This is a genomic window from Limosilactobacillus sp., assembly GCF_022651205.1.
Taxonomy (GTDB): Bacteria; Bacillota; Bacilli; order Lactobacillales; family Lactobacillaceae; genus Limosilactobacillus.
This window is the reverse complement of record NZ_JALCQI010000003.1, coordinates 34,977-50,889: the sequence shown is the minus strand read 5'-3', so window position 1 is coordinate 50,889 and position 15,913 is coordinate 34,977. Positions and strand designations below refer to the sequence as shown.

Below are 15,913 nucleotides of genomic sequence, written 5' to 3'. Positions count from 1 at the left end.
AACTGCTTCCCCCTAGCTCTCATACCGTAAACGATTTAGCATTGAAATTAAAATTCTTGCTCTTAGCTGAGCTTCAACATTACAATCATTCACATTTAATGTCTGCTTTGACAAGGCGACGAGCATCAAATCACCTTCGCGCCTCGTCACTACTTTTTCATCATATAGTGTTCGAACAATATCGTAAGCATCGCGCTCACGGATCGAGTCACCAATTACTTGGATCAACGAGTTTAACACATCAACATTGTCAAGTAAATTAACCCGCTCAATCCGAATATAGCCACCACCACCACGCTTGCTTTGCACTAAGTAACCATGCTGAATAGTAAAGCGGGTCTTAATCACGTAATTAATCTGTGACGGGACAACATCAAAATGGTTGGCTATCTCTGAGCGACGAATTTCGATCTGAGATGATTCACCGAGAATTTGTTTTAAATATTCCTCAATAATATCTGAAATACTCTTTTCTTCCAATTACATCACCTCCAAATTATTCTTGACTAATCTTGACCAAATTTTACCACAATATTAAATTAGGAACCAGAATTCTGTCTTAATAAAAAGTAAGTAAGTGTCTTTGCCCTCTTTTAGTCCAAAAACACAAAAAGAGGCTAGAATAAATTCCAACCTCTAAATTTCAAAATAGGATATTTTAGATTAATCTTCTAAGCTGAAGTCAACAACGTTCCGTCCAACAACCTTGTTATCCTTCAATTCTTGGATCATGTTGTTGATTTCACTTAGCTTCCGAGTATTAACAATTGGTTGAACCTTACCTTCAGCACCAAATTGGAAACATTCAGCTAAGTCTTGACGAGTACCAACTAATGAACCAGCAACGATGATTCCATCAAGAACAGTCTTAGCAATGTTAAGCTTCATGTCACCTTGTGGAAGGGCAACAGCAACTAACTTACCATCTGGACGAAGGGAATCAACAGCTTGGTCAAATGCTGAAGCTGAAACTGCAGTTACAACAGCAGCATGAACACCGCCGACCTTTTCTTGAATTTGCTTATCAACATCACCATCATGACGATTGATAACAATTTCAGCACCGTTTTCCTTAGCAGCTTCAAGCTTATCTGGATTACCATCAACGGCAATAACGTGAGCACCAAATACATTGTGAGCAAATTGAATACCCAAGTTACCAAGACCACCAGCACCAACAATTGATACCCATTGACCTGGCTTAATGTCAGCAACCTTCAAAGCCTTGTACATAGTAACACCGGCACAAGTTAATGAAGTAGCTTCAACTGGGTCAAGACCTTCTGGAACCTTAACAGCGTAGTCGGCTGGAACGATACATTGTTGTGCCATAGCACCATCAGCAGTGTAACCAGCGTTTAATACGTTACGGCAAAGTGTTTCACGACCGGTCAAGCAGTATTCACAGTGACCACAGCCCTTGAAGAACCAAGCAATTGATACACGGTCCCCAACCTTTAAGGAAGTAACACCAGGAGCAACTTTAGATACACGACCAACACCTTCGTGACCGATAATCCGACCTGGCTTCTTACCAAAGTCCCCAGCAGCAACGTGTAAGTCAGTGTGACAAAGTCCACAGTATTCCATGTCAACTAAAGCTTCACCTGGCTTAAGATCACGAAGTTTAACATCCTTAACAGTAACAAAGCCATCTACTGGATCGTTAATAACAGCAGCTTTCATAATCTAAAATCTCCTTTGAACTTGTTATTTATTACACAAACTATAATAACAAATTTTTATTATTTTTTAAAGCGCTTTTGTGAATAAATAAACAGCAATGAAGTAGACCAATAATCCATTACTAAAAGGCTAATTTACTGAATGTTACAATCCCTAGTTAGTACCAATTGTGATTTAATTATCAAGACAGTTAAATACTAATATTGAAGTTGACCGCCATAATAAATTTCATAAAGTTCTTCCCCAACCCGACGAAGAGTATGATAATCAATATTATTGGCAAAGAACAACAATACTCTCTTGTTCCGGTAATCAGCAAACAGGCAGCTATTGTAACCAGGTTCATTTCCATTAGCGTGAATAACATCCCCCTGGAAATAAACACCGCCAAAATAAGCTTCTCGCTGACTTGTCGGTTGACTTGCGAAGTTTTGCATAAGCTTTTGGTTTCCTAAAACTTCTTTATAAATAAAATCCCAATAATCTAATGGTGAAATAAGCAAGTCGCCAGCGCCCATTTCGGCAGAAGCAGTTTGCGTTAGCATTTGCCATGTAACTCCTGGTTGCATTGTACTAACAACCTGACTACGTTTTACCTGGTAAATTATGCGTAATTGGTGAAGCTTAAGCGGCCGAAAAATATTATTCCTTACATAGTGGTAATAGCTGCTATGAGTTTGCCTCCTAATCATAGCTGCCAGCATTTCAAAATCTATATCTTGATAATTCCAGTCATGATTATTAGTTACCGTAAAGTGATCCAAGAAAAACTTCTCTTGGTCACGTTCTTTTCGAAGAATTTTCTTCGGCAACGTACCATCATTTTGAAGGCCACTAGTATGGGTCATTAATTGTTGAATTGTTATCTGATTGCTTCCATTAATTTGTGGATAGTATTTACTAAGTGGCGTATTCCAATCTAAATCATTTCTCTTAACAAGGTGGTATATTGCTACCCCAGTTATTAACTTTTGCAACGAACCAATTGGAAATAGACGAGTAGGTTTTACTACCTGTTCCCTTTTAGTCGTTACACTATTTTGTAAAACTAAAGGCCTACTTCCCTTGCCATTTACCAAAATAATTCCATTAATCTGATTATTCCGAAGATAGTTTTTTAGTTCTGTCTGTGTCTTCCTGTCAACTGCCTTAGCATCAGCCCTCTTCGGAAAATAAAAAATAGCAGCCAAAAAGGTAACAACTAAAATTAATAATAGACATAATCTCTTATTCATCATCAACCGTTCCCAAACATTGAATTATAATCACGAGAGCGAACAAAGCCAAAACAAAAGGACCATCACTCCAATGATTCATCATCACTGAATAACAGTCCTAACTGTATAATAATCGGAATTACAAGATTTGAACTTGCGACCTCTGCGTCCCGAACGCAGCGCTCTACCAAGCTGAGCTAAATTCCGAAAAAGAAAAGCGTAGCAACACTTCTCAGTGTGCCACGCTTTTTAGTAGTGCACCCAGAAGGAGTCGAACCTTCAACCTTCTGATTCGTAGTCAGACACTCTATCCAATTGCGCTATGGGTGCATAAAGAGCGGAAGACGGGATTCGAACCCGCGACCCCCACCATGGCAAGGTGATGTTCTACCACTGAACTACTTCCGCATAAATGCTCTGCAACGATATTTAATATATCACGTGTCACAGACCGATGTCAATATGTTTTTTGAAATAAACTGATTATTCCAAATGCGGATGAAGGGACTTGAACCCTTACATCTAAAAGATACAAGATCCTAAATCTTGCGCGTCTGCCAATTCCGCCACATCCGCATATGGAGGATACAGGGCTCGAACCTGTGACCTCCTGCTTGTAAGGCAGATGCTCTCCCAACTGAGCTAATCCTCCAAAAAATGATATATTCATAATGGAACTTTATTAATATATCATCATCTAAAAATGTTGTCAACAATTATTTTAAGCCAAGTTCAACTAACTTCTGGTCAATCATCTTCAATACTTGCTTTGCCGCTTCAGGATCCTCAACAAAGTCGTACTTATCACCGTCAATCAGCATCTTGGGACTAGCATCATATTGACGATACCAATCTTTATAACGTTCGTTTAAATTCTTGTAGTAGTTATATAATGACGGATCATTGGAAAGCTGCTCATAAGAACGACCACGCTTTTTGATCCGTTCAAGCATCGTTTCAAACGAAACTTGAATTGTAATCAAAAGGTTAGGAGCTTTTTGATGAGGCTGTTCAGGCAATTCTTCCATCATATTGTGCAATAATGACGAATAAATATCTGATTCAGTTTCAGTTGCCCGTCCCATATCTGCATTAAGTCTGAATAATAGTGCATCTTCAAAGATTGAACGATCCAGGACGTTCAAATCATTGCCAAAGGAATCTTTGATCTCATCCAATCGTCGATTCAAAAAGTAAATTTGTAATAAAAAGCCATATTTCTTTGGATCCTTATAAAAGAGTGGCAAGATTTTATTATCGTCAACCGATTCATAAAATGCCTGACTATTTAAGTGATCCGCAAGTAGTCCGGTTAAACTCGTCTTTCCGGCACCAATTGTCCCCGCAAGTGCAATCATTGGATGCTTATCCTCCTTTATTGATAAAAAACAACCTTACTATTCTAACATTGAATCGGTAAAAAAAGAAGGGAGCCTGACAGAGAGCGTGACAGAAATCATATTACCTAGATTAATACAAATGACGCAGTACACAAATGGGCTTCAGTGCTCGGGAAATCCAAACGCTGAAGCCCTTAAAGACTAGCTACGCGTTGACGAGGGCGTGAAAACGAAGCCATAAATGGCTTCTGTCACGCTCCCCACCTATTCATCCTCCGGCTCATACTTTTCACCCTTAGTCCGCCGTGAAAGATCAACTTTTTTCAGCGGAATGATATGGGTCCGGTAACGAATCTTGTAGTAGAAAAATAGAATTAAGAATAATGGAACACTCATGTAAGTGATCAAAATGTTTGACCAATCGAGCTTAGCAAAAGCTGATACATTTTGTCCACAAATAACAATTGTACAAAGGACAAAGGCAAAGATTGGACCAAACGGGTAAAGAGTGGCATGGTACTTAAGTTCACTCACCGAATGCCCTTGAGCAATATAAGCCCTTCTAAACCGATAGTGCGAAATTGCAATTCCTAGCCATGCGATAAAGCCACAAAGCCCAGAAGCATCTGTTAAGTATAGGTAAGCCTGTGGAACTATAAATTGAGTTGCAAAAGCTAATGTTGAAACAACCATTGTCCCAATCAAAGCATAAATTGGAATTCCCCGTCGATTAACATAGCCAAAGAACCGCCATGCGTAACCCTCACGTGCTTGCGAATAGAGCATCCGTGTCGAGGCATATAAACCGGAATTAGCAGCAGAAACAACCGCAGTTAAAATAACCGCATTCATGATACTAGCAGCAACTGCAAGTCCTGCCCGCTTAAAGATAATCGTGAATGGACTCATCGTAATGTTAGTAACATCTGAGTTCAATAGGTTCTTATCCGTATATGGTAAGACACAGGCAATTACGAAGATCGCAAAAATGTAAAAGAGCAGGATCCGCCAGAATGTTGAATGGATTGCCTTTGAAATTGACTTTTCTGGCGTAGCTGCTTCCCCAGCCGTGATTCCAACTAGTTCCGTCCCCTGGAAAGAGAAACCGGCAACTAAGAACACACTAATAATTGCTGGTATTCCACCAACAAATGGTGCCTTTTTATAGTGGAAGTTGCTAAAGCCAACGGGCTGACCACCCATGATTCCGAGAATAATAGCGACACCAACGATTAAGAAAACAACAACCGTAATGACCTTAATTAAGGCAAGCCAGTATTCTGTTTCACCATATGATCGCACTGATAGGTAATTAATCAGGAACACGAGTACTAATACGATTGTACTAAATACCCAACTTGGAACGTGTGGAAGCCAGAAGTTCATCACAATTCCGGCACTAGTAACGTCAACCGGAATCGTAATTGCCCAGTTAAACCAGTAGTTCCAGCCCATTGCAAAGCCTAATGCTGGATCAACAAATTTTGATGAAAATGCAGAAAATGAACCCGTAAGTGGCATATAGGTCGACATTTCACCTAAACTGGTCATCAAAAAGTAGACCATGATCCCCATAATTCCGTAGGCAACTAAAGCACCACCTGGTCCAGCGGTCGAAATTGCCGAGCCACTCGTGATAAACAGACCGGTTCCAATTGTTCCACCTAAAGCGATCATTGCCAAGTGACGGGTCTTCAGGGTTCTTTTTATCTGTCCCTGCCCGTTACTCGTATCTTCTGCCATTTTTAATTCCTCCCGTGTATTTAAGCACTAAAAAGGTCTTCCAACAAGGCGCGACCCCATTAGAAGACCCAAATCTTATCATTGAATCGTTCAGCGAAGCGCCCCGCGATCTAACGCGACAGTCCATGACTTATTCAATCATGTCCCAACGTTTCTCAGAATAAGCTAAGAACCGTTTCGGCACTCTTCCCTTTCGGAACTGCTCCGGAACTTATTTTCCTAACAGATCGTACTAATAAAGAATGCAACCTCTTCATTTTGATAATATTATACTCTCATCATTAAATAACGCAAGGCTTGTCTTGATGGTTTAAAGTTGCCAACGTTCAATTAATTCTGATGAATCGCTACCAGTTCGAGTAAATCCACACCGTTGCAAAACCCGTTTAGATGACTTGTTATCTTTCCTTACTTCGGCTACCAATCCTATATGATTCTGCTGTAATTTACGACATACGCTACTCAATGCTTCTGTCATGTATCCATAATGTTGTGCCTGGGGAATAAGAAGGTAACCGAGTTCGTAATGTTTCAGCAGAACCTCTCCGGTGTTTCCGTAAACATGTAAGAGAAAAATCAATCCAATTAATTTATGGCTTTTCTTTTCTATTTGTAATAGGCAATCTGATTGGGCTAGAAATTGTAACGTATTTAGATCAATTTGCCCATTGGTAACTAAACCTCCTCTTCGAAATAATGACTGATATTCTAACAAGGGAGTTAACTGAACTACATCACGTGGTTGGATTCGTTTAATAAGAAGACGAGGTGTCTCTATTGCCATTTTATTTCACTCATTTCCCGGGAAATAATTAAAAGAACGCTGAGCGGATTACCAACAAATCCCCAGCGTTCTTAGTCCCTAATAGATTGAATTATCAAACATTCTTATTTCATGCATTTTTGGCGCCCAAGCAACGTATAACCATTCAGCGACCTGAAGCCATGTATATGCTAATAGCATTGCCGCGATCGTATCAACTGGCCAGTGAGCATAAAGGTATACCCGAGAAACCGCTAAGAAAAAGATCGCAAAGATTAATAATAATTGGCAAATAGTCCGCACGGCTGCCTTTTGGATAATCGGAATCACTACAAGGAAAAGGATTCCCGCAACCAAGAACAAGCCGAGTGTATGACCACTCGGAAAACTGTAACCATCATCCGCAGCTAAGTGTTGTGCAGGTCGTGCCCGCTTAACAAAGTGTTTAATAATGGTTCCGAGGACATCCCCACCAATAATCGTACAGATCGCCCATACAGCAGGAATCCGATAATTTCTCATCCACAAAGCAATTGCAATAATCAAGACCCACAATAAATCTAGTTTAGGACTAGCCAAAAATGAAATCAGGGTCATTAGAGCATGAAACCAGCCGATGTTTTCTAACCGTTGACTTGTAAACAGTGATTGAAAAATTGCATCCATGGTGGTTCCAATCGTTGCATTAAACTTAATCATCAACATTAAGATAATAAAGACAACTCCACTAATTGTGAACCGTTTCCATCGTTGATTATCTGGAACAATTAACATTAAATTTTCTCCTTACATCAAATAAACATTAGTTAAGAGTATACCATACCGTCAAGCTTTTGATTTTGAAGATTTTAATAAAACATTATGTAAGTAATTGACTGCCCGAATCATCAATTCACCAAGCCCAAAGCCGAGCGTAATCGCTCCGGCAATTACAACCACCTGGTAAAAATAGATCATCGCTAAGTGGTAGTCGCCAATTACAAAATTACGGACAAGCTTATACGCCTGTCCACCTGGCACGAATGTAACTAGTGCAGGAACATTAAAAACAATCATTGGCATTTTCAAGTGACGAGCGGCAACCATACTAAGTAGCGAAATCAGTATTGCCGCGATCAGGTTGCTAATTGCTAGGCCAACATGCTGGTGATAATACATTATCCAATAAACCACCCAGACACCGCCGCCAATAATTCCGGCAGAATTATAAGCCCGTAATGGAATATGAAGCAGGATCCCAAAGCATATCGTTGAAACATACGAAAGAACAAATTGTACTAATAAATTTTGCCAGTTCATTTCTTCCTCCTAAAAGAAACGCATCACAATCACAATTGCACTACCAATTGAGACGGCAGTTAAAATCGCTTCAATTCCCCGGGTCGGACCACTAATTAGATTCCCCGAAACAATATCCCTTGCCGCGTTTGTCAAAGGGATTCCGGGAACTAATGGCATAACGCCACCAATGATGAGCGAGTTTGCATTATGTGCCCAGCCCAAATCAACGGTTAAGACTGATAGCAGCCCGATTACTAGTGATGCGCAGAATTCACCAAGGTACTGAATTTTAAATTTACGGATAACAAAAGAAAAAACTGCATAGCCCACTCCGCCAATAATCAACGCTGCCCACCATTCAGTGACATCCCTCGTAAAGACAATCATCAAGGCAGCACTTAAAATAGCTGCTGCTAAAGCTTCTAATAAGTTTTGCCATCTTATTGTTACTTGACGTTCAATTGACTTTAACTGGGCATGTGCCTCTGGGAGTTCAATAATTCCGGCGGCTAATTCTCGGGAAACTTCATTTACAGCAACTACTTTACTAAGGTCATTCTTTCGCCGCCGAATATCTGCGACTTGCGAGTTAGGAAGATCATCACTACTGGCAACGATCCCGGTTAGTGTTGTAAATGCCTGAAAATTCCTTAAACCGACATTTCTGGCCATTCGATCTAGAGTATCATTTACCCGCTCCATATTTGAACCATTTTCAATCAGTAATCTTCCTGCTAAGACACAAGTCCGTAGCGCAAGGATTCGTCGCTGTTCCGTTAACATTAGATCTCCCCCCTGACTAATGTGCAAAAAGGGACGACAAAAACCCTGTCATCCCTTAATGTAAATTATTTGCTTATTTGCTTTTTCCGTCATTAACGAAGATATTATGCGATGCCTTATATGAAACATTTAGTGGTACATCTTCGCCAGCCTTCTCAATTACTAATGGTCCCTCGAACGGTTCATGCCGAATGATCTTAACGGTATCATTTGGCCGGAGTTTTAGTTCCTCAAGATAGGTCAATAGCTCATGATTATCCAAGAAACGCTCAAGTTTAACAGTTTCACCATCTTTAGCATCCGCCAGTAAGCGATGGGAAACCTCAGGAAATTGTCCACTAGCTGACGGAATAACTCCACCGTGCGGGCATGCTTGTGGGTGTTGCAAGAAATTATCAAGCGCGGTTGCTAGTCGATCACTTGTCTGGTGTTCCAAGACCTCTGCCTCAGAATGGACATCAGCAAAATTATAGTGAAGTTTATCAACAAGGAATGTTTCCCACAGACGGTGCTTACGAACTAATTCTGCCGCGTATTTTTGTCCCTTCTCGGTTAACGAAATTCCGGCATATGGTTCATGAATTACTAATCCTTCATCTGATAATTTTGAGACCATTTCTGTAACAGAACCGGCCGCAATGCCCAATCCTAAAGAAATATCCTTATTTGAAACCTTCTTGTGACTACCACCGAGCTCAAAGATAATCTTAAGATAATCTTCTTTCATTGGTGTCAAGAGTGGCATCCTCCTCTACATTGTTTCTCGGCCTACGAACGGTCTACTAATTAATTCATAATAACATACTTGATTATAACATACCCAGTAGATACTTTCTTTGGATAGCCTAATTTTTTTGTTAACTAATGTTTTAATATGCTAAACTAAACCTATAAAAGCTAGAGAAATAAGGAGTATTACAATGGATGAACAAATCACGGGAAAACGCTTTTTAGCAGTAACCGTACTAAACGTTCTAATTACTGTTGTCGAAATTATTGGGGGACTAGTTTCAGGAAGCCTTGCGTTGCTATCCGATGCTTTTCACAATTTAGGAGATTCATTCTCGATTGTTCTCGGTTACTTTGCCCAATCAATCGCTAATAAGCCAGAAACAAGCAAAAGGACATACGGGTACCGACGAGCAGAAATTCTTGCTGCAATGGTTAACGCCTCATTCTTAGTAATCGTCGCAGTCTTTTTAATCATCGAAGCAGTCAAACGTCTCCAACAACCGGCCCACATTAATGGTGAAATAATGTTGATTGTCGCGGTTATTGGTTTAGTAGCCAACCTTCTTTCGGCAATCCTCCTCCACTCGGGAAGCCATAGCAACTTAAACGTTAAGGCAACCTACCTTCACGTTCTAAGTGATGCCTTATCATCATTTGCGGTAATTATCGGTGGGGTAATCCTAACCTTCGTTAATGTTCCTTGGCTTGATCCAGTTCTAACGATCGCGGTTGCAATTTACATTTCTTACGAGGCATGGCCGGTAATTAAGCAAACGATTACTATCCTAATGGAATCCGCACCTAAACTTGATTATCAAGGAATTGAGCACGATCTTGTTCAAATTGATGGAGTCACGGCGGTTCATCACGTCCACGCCTGGATGATTGATGAAAAGCGAATTATTTTCTCCGCTCACTTAAATTGCCACGACATGCGACTTAGTGAAGTCGAAAAGATTTATAGTCAAGTTGACAAAATTTTACGAGAAAAATACGGGATCTGCCATGCCACAATTCAAGCTGAATACCACCGTGGTAAAGATGAGGACTTCTTTGATACCGTTGTTGATGAGGAGCATCTGATTAAATAGTTTTGTTAAAAATAATGGAGACCGAAAAAGCATTTTTCTGGTCTCCATTATTTTTTCTTTATTAGAATAACTTACCTACTCCATAGTGGATTGTAACGGTAATCAACGCAATGATAATATTTCGAATCACGGCAATCTTTACCAAACCATTTCCTAGCTTTGAACTAATATAACCAGTTAAAGCACTAGTCAAAACAACGGCTAAAATAACGGCGTACCATTTATATGCAGCTGGTGAAAAGGTCATTGCACAAAGCGGGAAAATTCCCCCAGCAGCAGCTGAGAAAAGTGAAGAGAATGCCGCGTCCCACGGGTTTAGGTAGTGTCCTAATTCAATATCATATTTTACCCGGACAACGGTTGCTAAGGGTTTCTTGTTAAGCAAATCCTTGGCAATCGCTAGTGACGTTTCAGGGGTAACTCCCTTGCTGACGTAGTAATCTCTTACCGCGGCAATTTCACTTTCAAAATCCGTCTTTAGTAATCGTTGTTCCTTATTAACTGCAGACTCTTCCGTATCCTTTTGGGTAGAAACAGAAGCATATTCACCGGATGCCATCGAAAAGGCACATGCTAACAAATCTGATAAACCAGCAATGAAGATAGTAAACCGATCGGAAGTAGCGGCGGCAACGGAAACCAGGACCCCGACAACAGTTAAAATACCATCATTTGATCCCAGAACCCCAGCACGGAGGGTGTTGAGCTTTTCTTCCATGGTTTGTTTCTTTTGTCTTTTAACTTTTTCCATTATTCTCAATCCCTCCTTAGTGAGCTAATAGCTGCCCAATAATGTAGGTAACTCCCATGGTCAATAATCCGGCAACGGCATTCCGAATACTTGACTTCAGCCGATTGGAATTACTTAAGATCGCTGCACAATATCCCGTAATTAACAGGGCAATTAAAACGGCAATGGCAGTGGCAATGATTCTCTTTTCTGCCGGAGCAAGCGTCACCGCGAGCATCGGTAAAATTGAACCTGTTGGGAACGAAATAAATGAAGCAATCGCAGCAGCGTACGGGCTAGTAAATTCCTTGGGATTAAATCCATACCGTTCCTGAACAACGGTTGACAAAGCATCCTTATCCATTAACTCTTTAGTCGCCTGCTTTGCCAGCTTTGGATCGATATCTTGATCCTCATACTTTCTCTGGACATAATCAAATTCTTCTTGATATTGATCATCAAGGCGTTGACGTTCACTAATTAACGCCATTTTCTGCGAATCCTTTTGAGTAGAAACGGAAACGTATTCTCCCATACACATTGAAATCATTCCAGCTAGCGTTCCAGATAATCCTGAAATTAAGATTGAATAGGCATTATTCGTTGCGGCGGCAACACCAATAACAATCCCGGCAATTGAAATGATACCATCGTTTGCCCCCATTACGCTGGCCCGTAATACATTTACTTTTTGAGCCAGTGACATTTTCTTCTTGGTCATTTCAAAAACTCCTCTTTTTTAAATTAGAATCATTATAACATACATTTAAAATAGATTAACATTTAAGTTAACGATTGTTACCCTAGTTTAAAAACATTCTTATTTAATATTCAAAGGATAAAGGGACTGCGACTAGTTAGTCGACAGTCCCTTTATCTTTAATCGGTTTAGCTTTAAATGCCAATTAGAAATAACTATTCATATCTTTCAACTGCGGTTGTCCGAATAACAAATACGGAGGTTCCAGCATGCTTAGTCATGTAGGAAGCCTGTGAACCAACAGCCTTCCGGTTACCCCACTTACCAATAGAACCAACAACTAATAGGTCTGGTTGGAATGCTGGAATAACGTGGTTGCAGATCCGTTCAGCAGGACGTTCACCCTGGTCAACAATTCCGGTAATCTTGTCGGGTGATACTCCGTAATCAACAGCAGCCTTAACGTATTCGTTAACCCGTTTCTTCAATTCATCAGCAGAACTATGAACGTAATCCTTGTCAAGAATTTGGTAAACATTAACGTTTCCGGTTTCCAAAATAGAAACAATTCCTAATTCAGAGCCGTCACGCTTAGCCTTATCAACCGCATATGAAAAAGCGGCCCGAGCATCAGGTGCGTCATCGACACCAACAAGGATCTTCTTAAACTTCTTTGGTTTAATTTCAAACATTAAACTATTCCCCTCTCTGTGGTCCTGACGATCAATAGATTATCTCAATCGCAGTAAGTTTCAATTACTATGTTACTACTTATCAAATATTTGTAAATATTTATTTTGGTAACCCTAAAATAAATCAGTGTTAAATACTGAATAACTTTAATCACTTATGCTTGTCTAAGGCTTCTTGCCTGTTGATCCAACAAGTTCTATAATTTAAATGTTTTAGTTCTAATAACCAAAATTAAGATTGTATATAGGGAGATAAGCGTCATGTCAATGATAGAATTTCATGATGTCCAGAAATACTATGGTAAATTTCATGCATTAAAGGACATTAATTTAACAATTGATGCTGGTGAGACCGTCGTTTTGATCGGTCCTTCAGGCTCTGGAAAGAGTAGTCTCATCCGAACGGTTAATGGTTTGGATCCAATTCGTGACGGGAAATTAATTGTTAATGGGTTTGATTTAGCCGATAAAAAAACCAACGTTAATTTAATTCGTAAGGATGTTGGAATGGTTTTTCAGCATTTCAACTTATATAACAACAAAAATGTTCTTGAAAACATCATGCTCGCTCCACGGATCGTTTTAAAGCGACCTGAGAAGGAAAACCGTGACCTGGCAATGAAGCTTCTGGAAAAGGTTGGCTTAGCTGATAAGGCTAATAATATGCCTGCTCAATTATCTGGTGGGCAAAAGCAACGGATCGCAATTGCCCGTAGCCTAGCAATGAAGCCTAAGTGTCTTCTATTTGATGAACCAACCAGTGCCCTTGATCCGGAAATGATCGATGACGTTCTAAATGTAATGAAAGACATCGCAGAAAACTCAAACATGACTATGCTTGTGGTTACCCACGAAATGGGATTTGCTCGCGACGTTGCGGACCGGGTTATTTTCATGGCCGATGGGCGGATTATTGAAGACGATTCCACCGAAAAATTCTTTGGTGATCAACCAACTACTCAACGTGCCCGCGACTTTATGAGTAAAATTAGCGGACACTAGGAGGAGGCCAAAACAATGAAAAAAATTTGGCACTTACTAACGATCCTTGGAATTGTCTTGGTCAGTCTAGGAACCCTTTCTGGTTGTAGCTCCGTGGCGAAGAAGGATGTCTTAAAGGCTGATCAGGAAAGCAATCGCATTACCTGGGGTGTTAAAGCTGATACTCGTCTCTTTGGTCTAGAAAACATTCGTACAGGAAAACTAGAAGGGTTTGAAATTGACCTTGCTAAGGCAATGACTAAAGAAATTCTCGGTCCTAAGGGAAAAGCCACCTTCGTTCCTGTTACGAGCAGTACTCGGGTGCCACTCCTCAAGAATGGGAACATTGATGCCATTATGGCAACGATGACGATTACCCCTGAACGGGAAAAGCAGGTTGACTTCACCAAGTCATACTTTGATGCTGTTCAATCACTCCTCGTAAAGAAAGGGAGCCCCGTTAAGAACATTCAAGATCTAAATAAAGCCGGTGAGGTGATTCTCGGTGTGTCTGGATCTAATTCAGTTAAAAATGTTGCCAAGTATGCACCAAAAGCAAAGGTCCTTCAGCTTTCCGATTATGCACAAGCTATGACCGCATTAAAGTCTAAGCAAGGAAACGCATTAACAACTGATAACGGGATCCTTTACGGGATGGCAAGTGAGAACCCAGGATATGAAGTTGTTGGTGGTAACTTTACCAAGGAGCCATATGGGATTGCCGTAAATAAAAATCAAGAACCCTTTAGGAATAAGCTAAACTGGGCTCTTGAACGGCTGGAAAAGAATGGTACCTATAACCGACTTCTTCTAAAGTGGTTTGGTAATGTTAAAGGATTTAACTATCAGGAGATGAAACGATAATGTTAGATATTATTACAACCCAGTGGCATCCCCTACTCAACGGTCTTTGGAATACAATTCTTTGTAGTTTAATTGCCCTTGTTGGTAGCTTAGTTATCGGAACATTTTTTGCTTTGCTAGAGATTTCTAAATACCGGATTGTCCGTTTGATTGGTAGCATTTATGTTGAAGTATTTCGAAACATTCCTCTACTAGTAATTGCAATGGGATTTTTCCTTATTGTTCCAATGTATATCGCTAAAATCAGTGGTTTTGCTGCAGGGACTATTGGACTAACTCTCTATACTTCAGCATTTATCGCCGAAACCGTTCGTGCGGGGATTAACTCTGTTGAAGGTGGTCAACTTGAAGGGGCGCTTGCTAATGGTTTAACACATGCTCAGGCAATGCGTTACATTATTTTGCCCCAAGCATTCAGAGTGGTTATCCCGCCGCTAGGGAATCAATTCATTAACTTGGTAAAGAATTCTTCCGTTCTTGCCTTTGTAGCTGGGTTTGACCTAATGTATGAGGGAAATTTGATTGCTAATGATACCCTTCAAACGATGCCAACATACTTTATTGTCGGTATTCTTTACCTAATCATTACCCTACCCCTTAGCTACTACATGCGGTACCTAGAAAAGAAACTGGCCTAAGGAGGGATAGGAAATGCAAAACTTTATCAATGCTTATTCATGGATTAATATCCGCTTCCTTCTTCAAGGCTTGTGGGTTACGATTGAAATTTCAGTTGCTTCAATCATTTGTAGTTTTATAATCGGAACCTTTCTCGGAATTATCCGTTACGCTAAAATCAAATACCTTTCAGCAATCGTCGGCTTTATTATCGATTTAATTCGAAACCTACCACTACTGCTGATTATCTTCTTTACCTACTTTGGGTTACCAAATATTGGGATCAAGCCGGAAATTATTCCCGCTGCTATCATGGCATTAACGGTCTTTGAATCATCAATGGTTGCCGAAATTGTTCGTTCTGGGATCAATTCAATTGACTATGGACAGACAGAAGGAGCACTTGCAAATGGTCTAACAAAATGGCAGGCATTGCGACTAATCGTTCTTCCTCAGGCCATTAAGAATATGCTGCCAGCGCTCGTTAGTCAGTTTATTTCTCTTGTTAAGGATACTTCACTAGCCACTATCATTGTTCTTCCTGAATTGATGTACCATGCTCAAATCATTTATGGTCAAAATACCAACTATATTATTCCAATGTTTGTCGCTTTAGCGGTGCTTTACTTTATTGTTTGTTATTCACTTTCCCTTCTTGCCAGATACTTAGATCGGCACCTGGCTTAGTGAAA

Annotated in this window: 18 protein-coding genes, 5 tRNA genes and 1 riboswitch; of the genes, 5 read left to right on the top strand and 18 right to left on the bottom strand. The window is 40.2% G+C overall.

Annotated features, from left to right (window positions below; all coding sequences use genetic code 11):
• Window positions 1-12: 12 nt before the first annotated feature.
• From LKJ51_RS01675 to LKJ51_RS01605, 15 genes are all read right to left on the bottom strand, one after another.
• A complete protein-coding gene (locus LKJ51_RS01675) occupies window positions 13-480 on the bottom strand; it encodes a CtsR family transcriptional regulator (RefSeq protein ID WP_291979386.1) in 468 nt (155 codons plus the stop codon).
• A 183-nt stretch (window positions 481-663) separates the two neighbouring features.
• Complete coding sequence (gene adhP / locus LKJ51_RS01670; RefSeq protein ID WP_291980050.1) at window positions 664-1,686, bottom strand: alcohol dehydrogenase AdhP; 1,023 nt, start codon at window positions 1,684-1,686, stop codon at window positions 664-666.
• Between the two features lie 197 nt (window positions 1,687-1,883).
• On the bottom strand, window positions 1,884-2,924 hold the full coding sequence (locus LKJ51_RS01665) for a serine hydrolase domain-containing protein (RefSeq protein ID WP_291979388.1): 1,041 nt from the start codon (window positions 2,922-2,924) through the stop codon (window positions 1,884-1,886).
• A gap of 112 nt (window positions 2,925-3,036) precedes the next feature.
• Window positions 3,037-3,110: transfer RNA gene (locus tag LKJ51_RS01660), tRNA-Pro, on the bottom strand.
• 49 nt (window positions 3,111-3,159) lie between these two features.
• Window positions 3,160-3,233 (bottom strand) — tRNA-Arg (locus tag LKJ51_RS01655).
• A gap of 6 nt (window positions 3,234-3,239) precedes the next feature.
• Window positions 3,240-3,311: transfer RNA gene (locus LKJ51_RS01650), tRNA-Gly, on the bottom strand.
• 85 nt (window positions 3,312-3,396) lie between these two features.
• Window positions 3,397-3,479, bottom strand: a tRNA-Leu gene (locus LKJ51_RS01645).
• Window positions 3,480-3,482: 3 nt separating this feature from the next.
• Window positions 3,483-3,555: transfer RNA gene (locus LKJ51_RS01640), tRNA-Val, on the bottom strand.
• Between the two features lie 64 nt (window positions 3,556-3,619).
• Entirely contained in the window at window positions 3,620-4,261 is a 642-nt protein-coding gene (locus LKJ51_RS01635) for a deoxynucleoside kinase (protein WP_291979389.1), read from the bottom strand.
• Window positions 4,262-4,507: 246 nt separating this feature from the next.
• Window positions 4,508-5,986 carry an amino acid permease gene (locus tag LKJ51_RS01630; RefSeq protein ID WP_291979390.1) on the bottom strand — a complete coding sequence of 493 codons (1,479 nt, stop codon included), beginning with the start codon at window positions 5,984-5,986 and terminating at the stop codon, window positions 4,508-4,510.
• Between the two features lie 88 nt (window positions 5,987-6,074).
• A riboswitch (Lysine riboswitch) is annotated at window positions 6,075-6,248 on the bottom strand.
• A gap of 48 nt (window positions 6,249-6,296) precedes the next feature.
• The gene (locus LKJ51_RS01625; protein WP_291979391.1) at window positions 6,297-6,770 is read right to left on the bottom strand and encodes a GNAT family N-acetyltransferase; all 474 of its coding nucleotides are present in this window, start codon (window positions 6,768-6,770) and stop codon (window positions 6,297-6,299) included.
• A gap of 78 nt (window positions 6,771-6,848) precedes the next feature.
• The gene (locus tag LKJ51_RS01620; RefSeq protein WP_291979392.1) at window positions 6,849-7,523 is read right to left on the bottom strand and encodes a phosphatase PAP2 family protein; all 675 of its coding nucleotides are present in this window, start codon (window positions 7,521-7,523) and stop codon (window positions 6,849-6,851) included.
• Between the two features lie 51 nt (window positions 7,524-7,574).
• Window positions 7,575-8,048, bottom strand: a complete 474-nt coding sequence (locus LKJ51_RS01615) for a threonine/serine exporter family protein (protein WP_291979393.1) — start codon at window positions 8,046-8,048, stop codon at window positions 7,575-7,577.
• Between the two features lie 9 nt (window positions 8,049-8,057).
• On the bottom strand, window positions 8,058-8,813 hold the full coding sequence (locus LKJ51_RS01610) for a threonine/serine exporter family protein (protein WP_291979394.1): 756 nt from the start codon (window positions 8,811-8,813) through the stop codon (window positions 8,058-8,060).
• A 73-nt stretch (window positions 8,814-8,886) separates the two neighbouring features.
• Window positions 8,887-9,549 carry a metal-dependent transcriptional regulator gene (locus LKJ51_RS01605; RefSeq protein WP_291979395.1) on the bottom strand — a complete coding sequence of 221 codons (663 nt, stop codon included), beginning with the start codon at window positions 9,547-9,549 and terminating at the stop codon, window positions 8,887-8,889.
• A gap of 184 nt (window positions 9,550-9,733) precedes the next feature.
• Here LKJ51_RS01605 and LKJ51_RS01600 point away from each other — a divergent pair, with 184 nt between their 5' ends.
• A complete protein-coding gene (locus tag LKJ51_RS01600; RefSeq protein ID WP_291979396.1) occupies window positions 9,734-10,636 on the top strand; it encodes a cation diffusion facilitator family transporter in 903 nt (300 codons plus the stop codon).
• A 61-nt stretch (window positions 10,637-10,697) separates the two neighbouring features.
• Here LKJ51_RS01600 and LKJ51_RS01595 read toward each other — a convergent pair whose 3' ends face one another.
• The 3 genes from LKJ51_RS01595 to LKJ51_RS01585 all read right to left on the bottom strand — a co-directional run bounded on the left by LKJ51_RS01595 (window position 10,698) and on the right by LKJ51_RS01585 (window position 12,758).
• Window positions 10,698-11,387 carry a VIT1/CCC1 transporter family protein gene (locus LKJ51_RS01595; protein WP_291979397.1) on the bottom strand — a complete coding sequence of 230 codons (690 nt, stop codon included), beginning with the start codon at window positions 11,385-11,387 and terminating at the stop codon, window positions 10,698-10,700.
• A 16-nt stretch (window positions 11,388-11,403) separates the two neighbouring features.
• The gene (locus LKJ51_RS01590) at window positions 11,404-12,087 is read right to left on the bottom strand and encodes a VIT1/CCC1 transporter family protein (RefSeq protein WP_291979398.1); all 684 of its coding nucleotides are present in this window, start codon (window positions 12,085-12,087) and stop codon (window positions 11,404-11,406) included.
• A 194-nt stretch (window positions 12,088-12,281) separates the two neighbouring features.
• On the bottom strand, window positions 12,282-12,758 hold the full coding sequence (locus LKJ51_RS01585; protein ID WP_291979399.1) for a universal stress protein: 477 nt from the start codon (window positions 12,756-12,758) through the stop codon (window positions 12,282-12,284).
• A 261-nt stretch (window positions 12,759-13,019) separates the two neighbouring features.
• Between LKJ51_RS01585 and LKJ51_RS01580 the strand changes: the two genes are divergently transcribed.
• Genes LKJ51_RS01580 through LKJ51_RS01565 form a run of 4 tightly spaced genes read left to right on the top strand, consistent with a single transcriptional unit; the run spans window position 13,020 to window position 15,908 of the window.
• Entirely contained in the window at window positions 13,020-13,760 is a 741-nt protein-coding gene (locus LKJ51_RS01580; protein WP_291979400.1) for an amino acid ABC transporter ATP-binding protein, read from the top strand.
• A gap of 15 nt (window positions 13,761-13,775) precedes the next feature.
• Window positions 13,776-14,603 (top strand): transporter substrate-binding domain-containing protein, encoded by an 828-nt coding sequence (locus tag LKJ51_RS01575; protein ID WP_291979401.1) that lies wholly within the window; start codon window positions 13,776-13,778, stop codon window positions 14,601-14,603.
• Complete coding sequence (locus tag LKJ51_RS01570; RefSeq protein ID WP_291979402.1) at window positions 14,603-15,241, top strand: amino acid ABC transporter permease; 639 nt, start codon at window positions 14,603-14,605, stop codon at window positions 15,239-15,241. Before LKJ51_RS01575 ends, LKJ51_RS01570 begins: the two co-directional genes overlap by 1 nt.
• Window positions 15,242-15,254: 13 nt before the next feature.
• Window positions 15,255-15,908 carry an amino acid ABC transporter permease gene (locus tag LKJ51_RS01565; RefSeq protein WP_291979403.1) on the top strand — a complete coding sequence of 218 codons (654 nt, stop codon included), beginning with the start codon at window positions 15,255-15,257 and terminating at the stop codon, window positions 15,906-15,908.
• Window positions 15,909-15,913: the final 5 nt, after the last annotated feature.

Bases quoted from the DNA above. Each gene is read 5' to 3' on its own strand.
- LKJ51_RS01615 (WP_291979393.1), bottom strand. From the start codon at position 8,048: ATGAACTGGCAAAATTTATTAGTACAATTTGTTCTTTCGTATGTTTCA.
- LKJ51_RS01625 (WP_291979391.1), bottom strand. From the start codon at position 6,770: ATGGCAATAGAGACACCTCGTCTTCTTATTAAACGAATCCAACCACGT.
- LKJ51_RS01575 (WP_291979401.1), top strand. From the start codon at position 13,776: ATGAAAAAAATTTGGCACTTACTAACGATCCTTGGAATTGTCTTGGTC.
- LKJ51_RS01595 (WP_291979397.1), bottom strand. From the start codon at position 11,387: ATGGAAAAAGTTAAAAGACAAAAGAAACAAACCATGGAAGAAAAGCTC.
- LKJ51_RS01620 (WP_291979392.1), bottom strand. From the start codon at position 7,523: ATGTTAATTGTTCCAGATAATCAACGATGGAAACGGTTCACAATTAGT.
- LKJ51_RS01580 (WP_291979400.1), top strand. From the start codon at position 13,020: ATGTCAATGATAGAATTTCATGATGTCCAGAAATACTATGGTAAATTT.
- adhP (WP_291980050.1), bottom strand. From the start codon at position 1,686: ATGAAAGCTGCTGTTATTAACGATCCAGTAGATGGCTTTGTTACTGTT.
- LKJ51_RS01585 (WP_291979399.1), bottom strand. From the start codon at position 12,758: ATGTTTGAAATTAAACCAAAGAAGTTTAAGAAGATCCTTGTTGGTGTC.
- LKJ51_RS01635 (WP_291979389.1), bottom strand. From the start codon at position 4,261: ATGATTGCACTTGCGGGGACAATTGGTGCCGGAAAGACGAGTTTAACC.
- LKJ51_RS01610 (WP_291979394.1), bottom strand. From the start codon at position 8,813: ATGTTAACGGAACAGCGACGAATCCTTGCGCTACGGACTTGTGTCTTA.
- LKJ51_RS01665 (WP_291979388.1), bottom strand. From the start codon at position 2,924: ATGATGAATAAGAGATTATGTCTATTATTAATTTTAGTTGTTACCTTT.
- LKJ51_RS01600 (WP_291979396.1), top strand. From the start codon at position 9,734: ATGGATGAACAAATCACGGGAAAACGCTTTTTAGCAGTAACCGTACTA.
- LKJ51_RS01630 (WP_291979390.1), bottom strand. From the start codon at position 5,986: ATGGCAGAAGATACGAGTAACGGGCAGGGACAGATAAAAAGAACCCTG.
- LKJ51_RS01565 (WP_291979403.1), top strand. From the start codon at position 15,255: ATGCAAAACTTTATCAATGCTTATTCATGGATTAATATCCGCTTCCTT.
- LKJ51_RS01590 (WP_291979398.1), bottom strand. From the start codon at position 12,087: ATGACCAAGAAGAAAATGTCACTGGCTCAAAAAGTAAATGTATTACGG.
- LKJ51_RS01570 (WP_291979402.1), top strand. From the start codon at position 14,603: ATGTTAGATATTATTACAACCCAGTGGCATCCCCTACTCAACGGTCTT.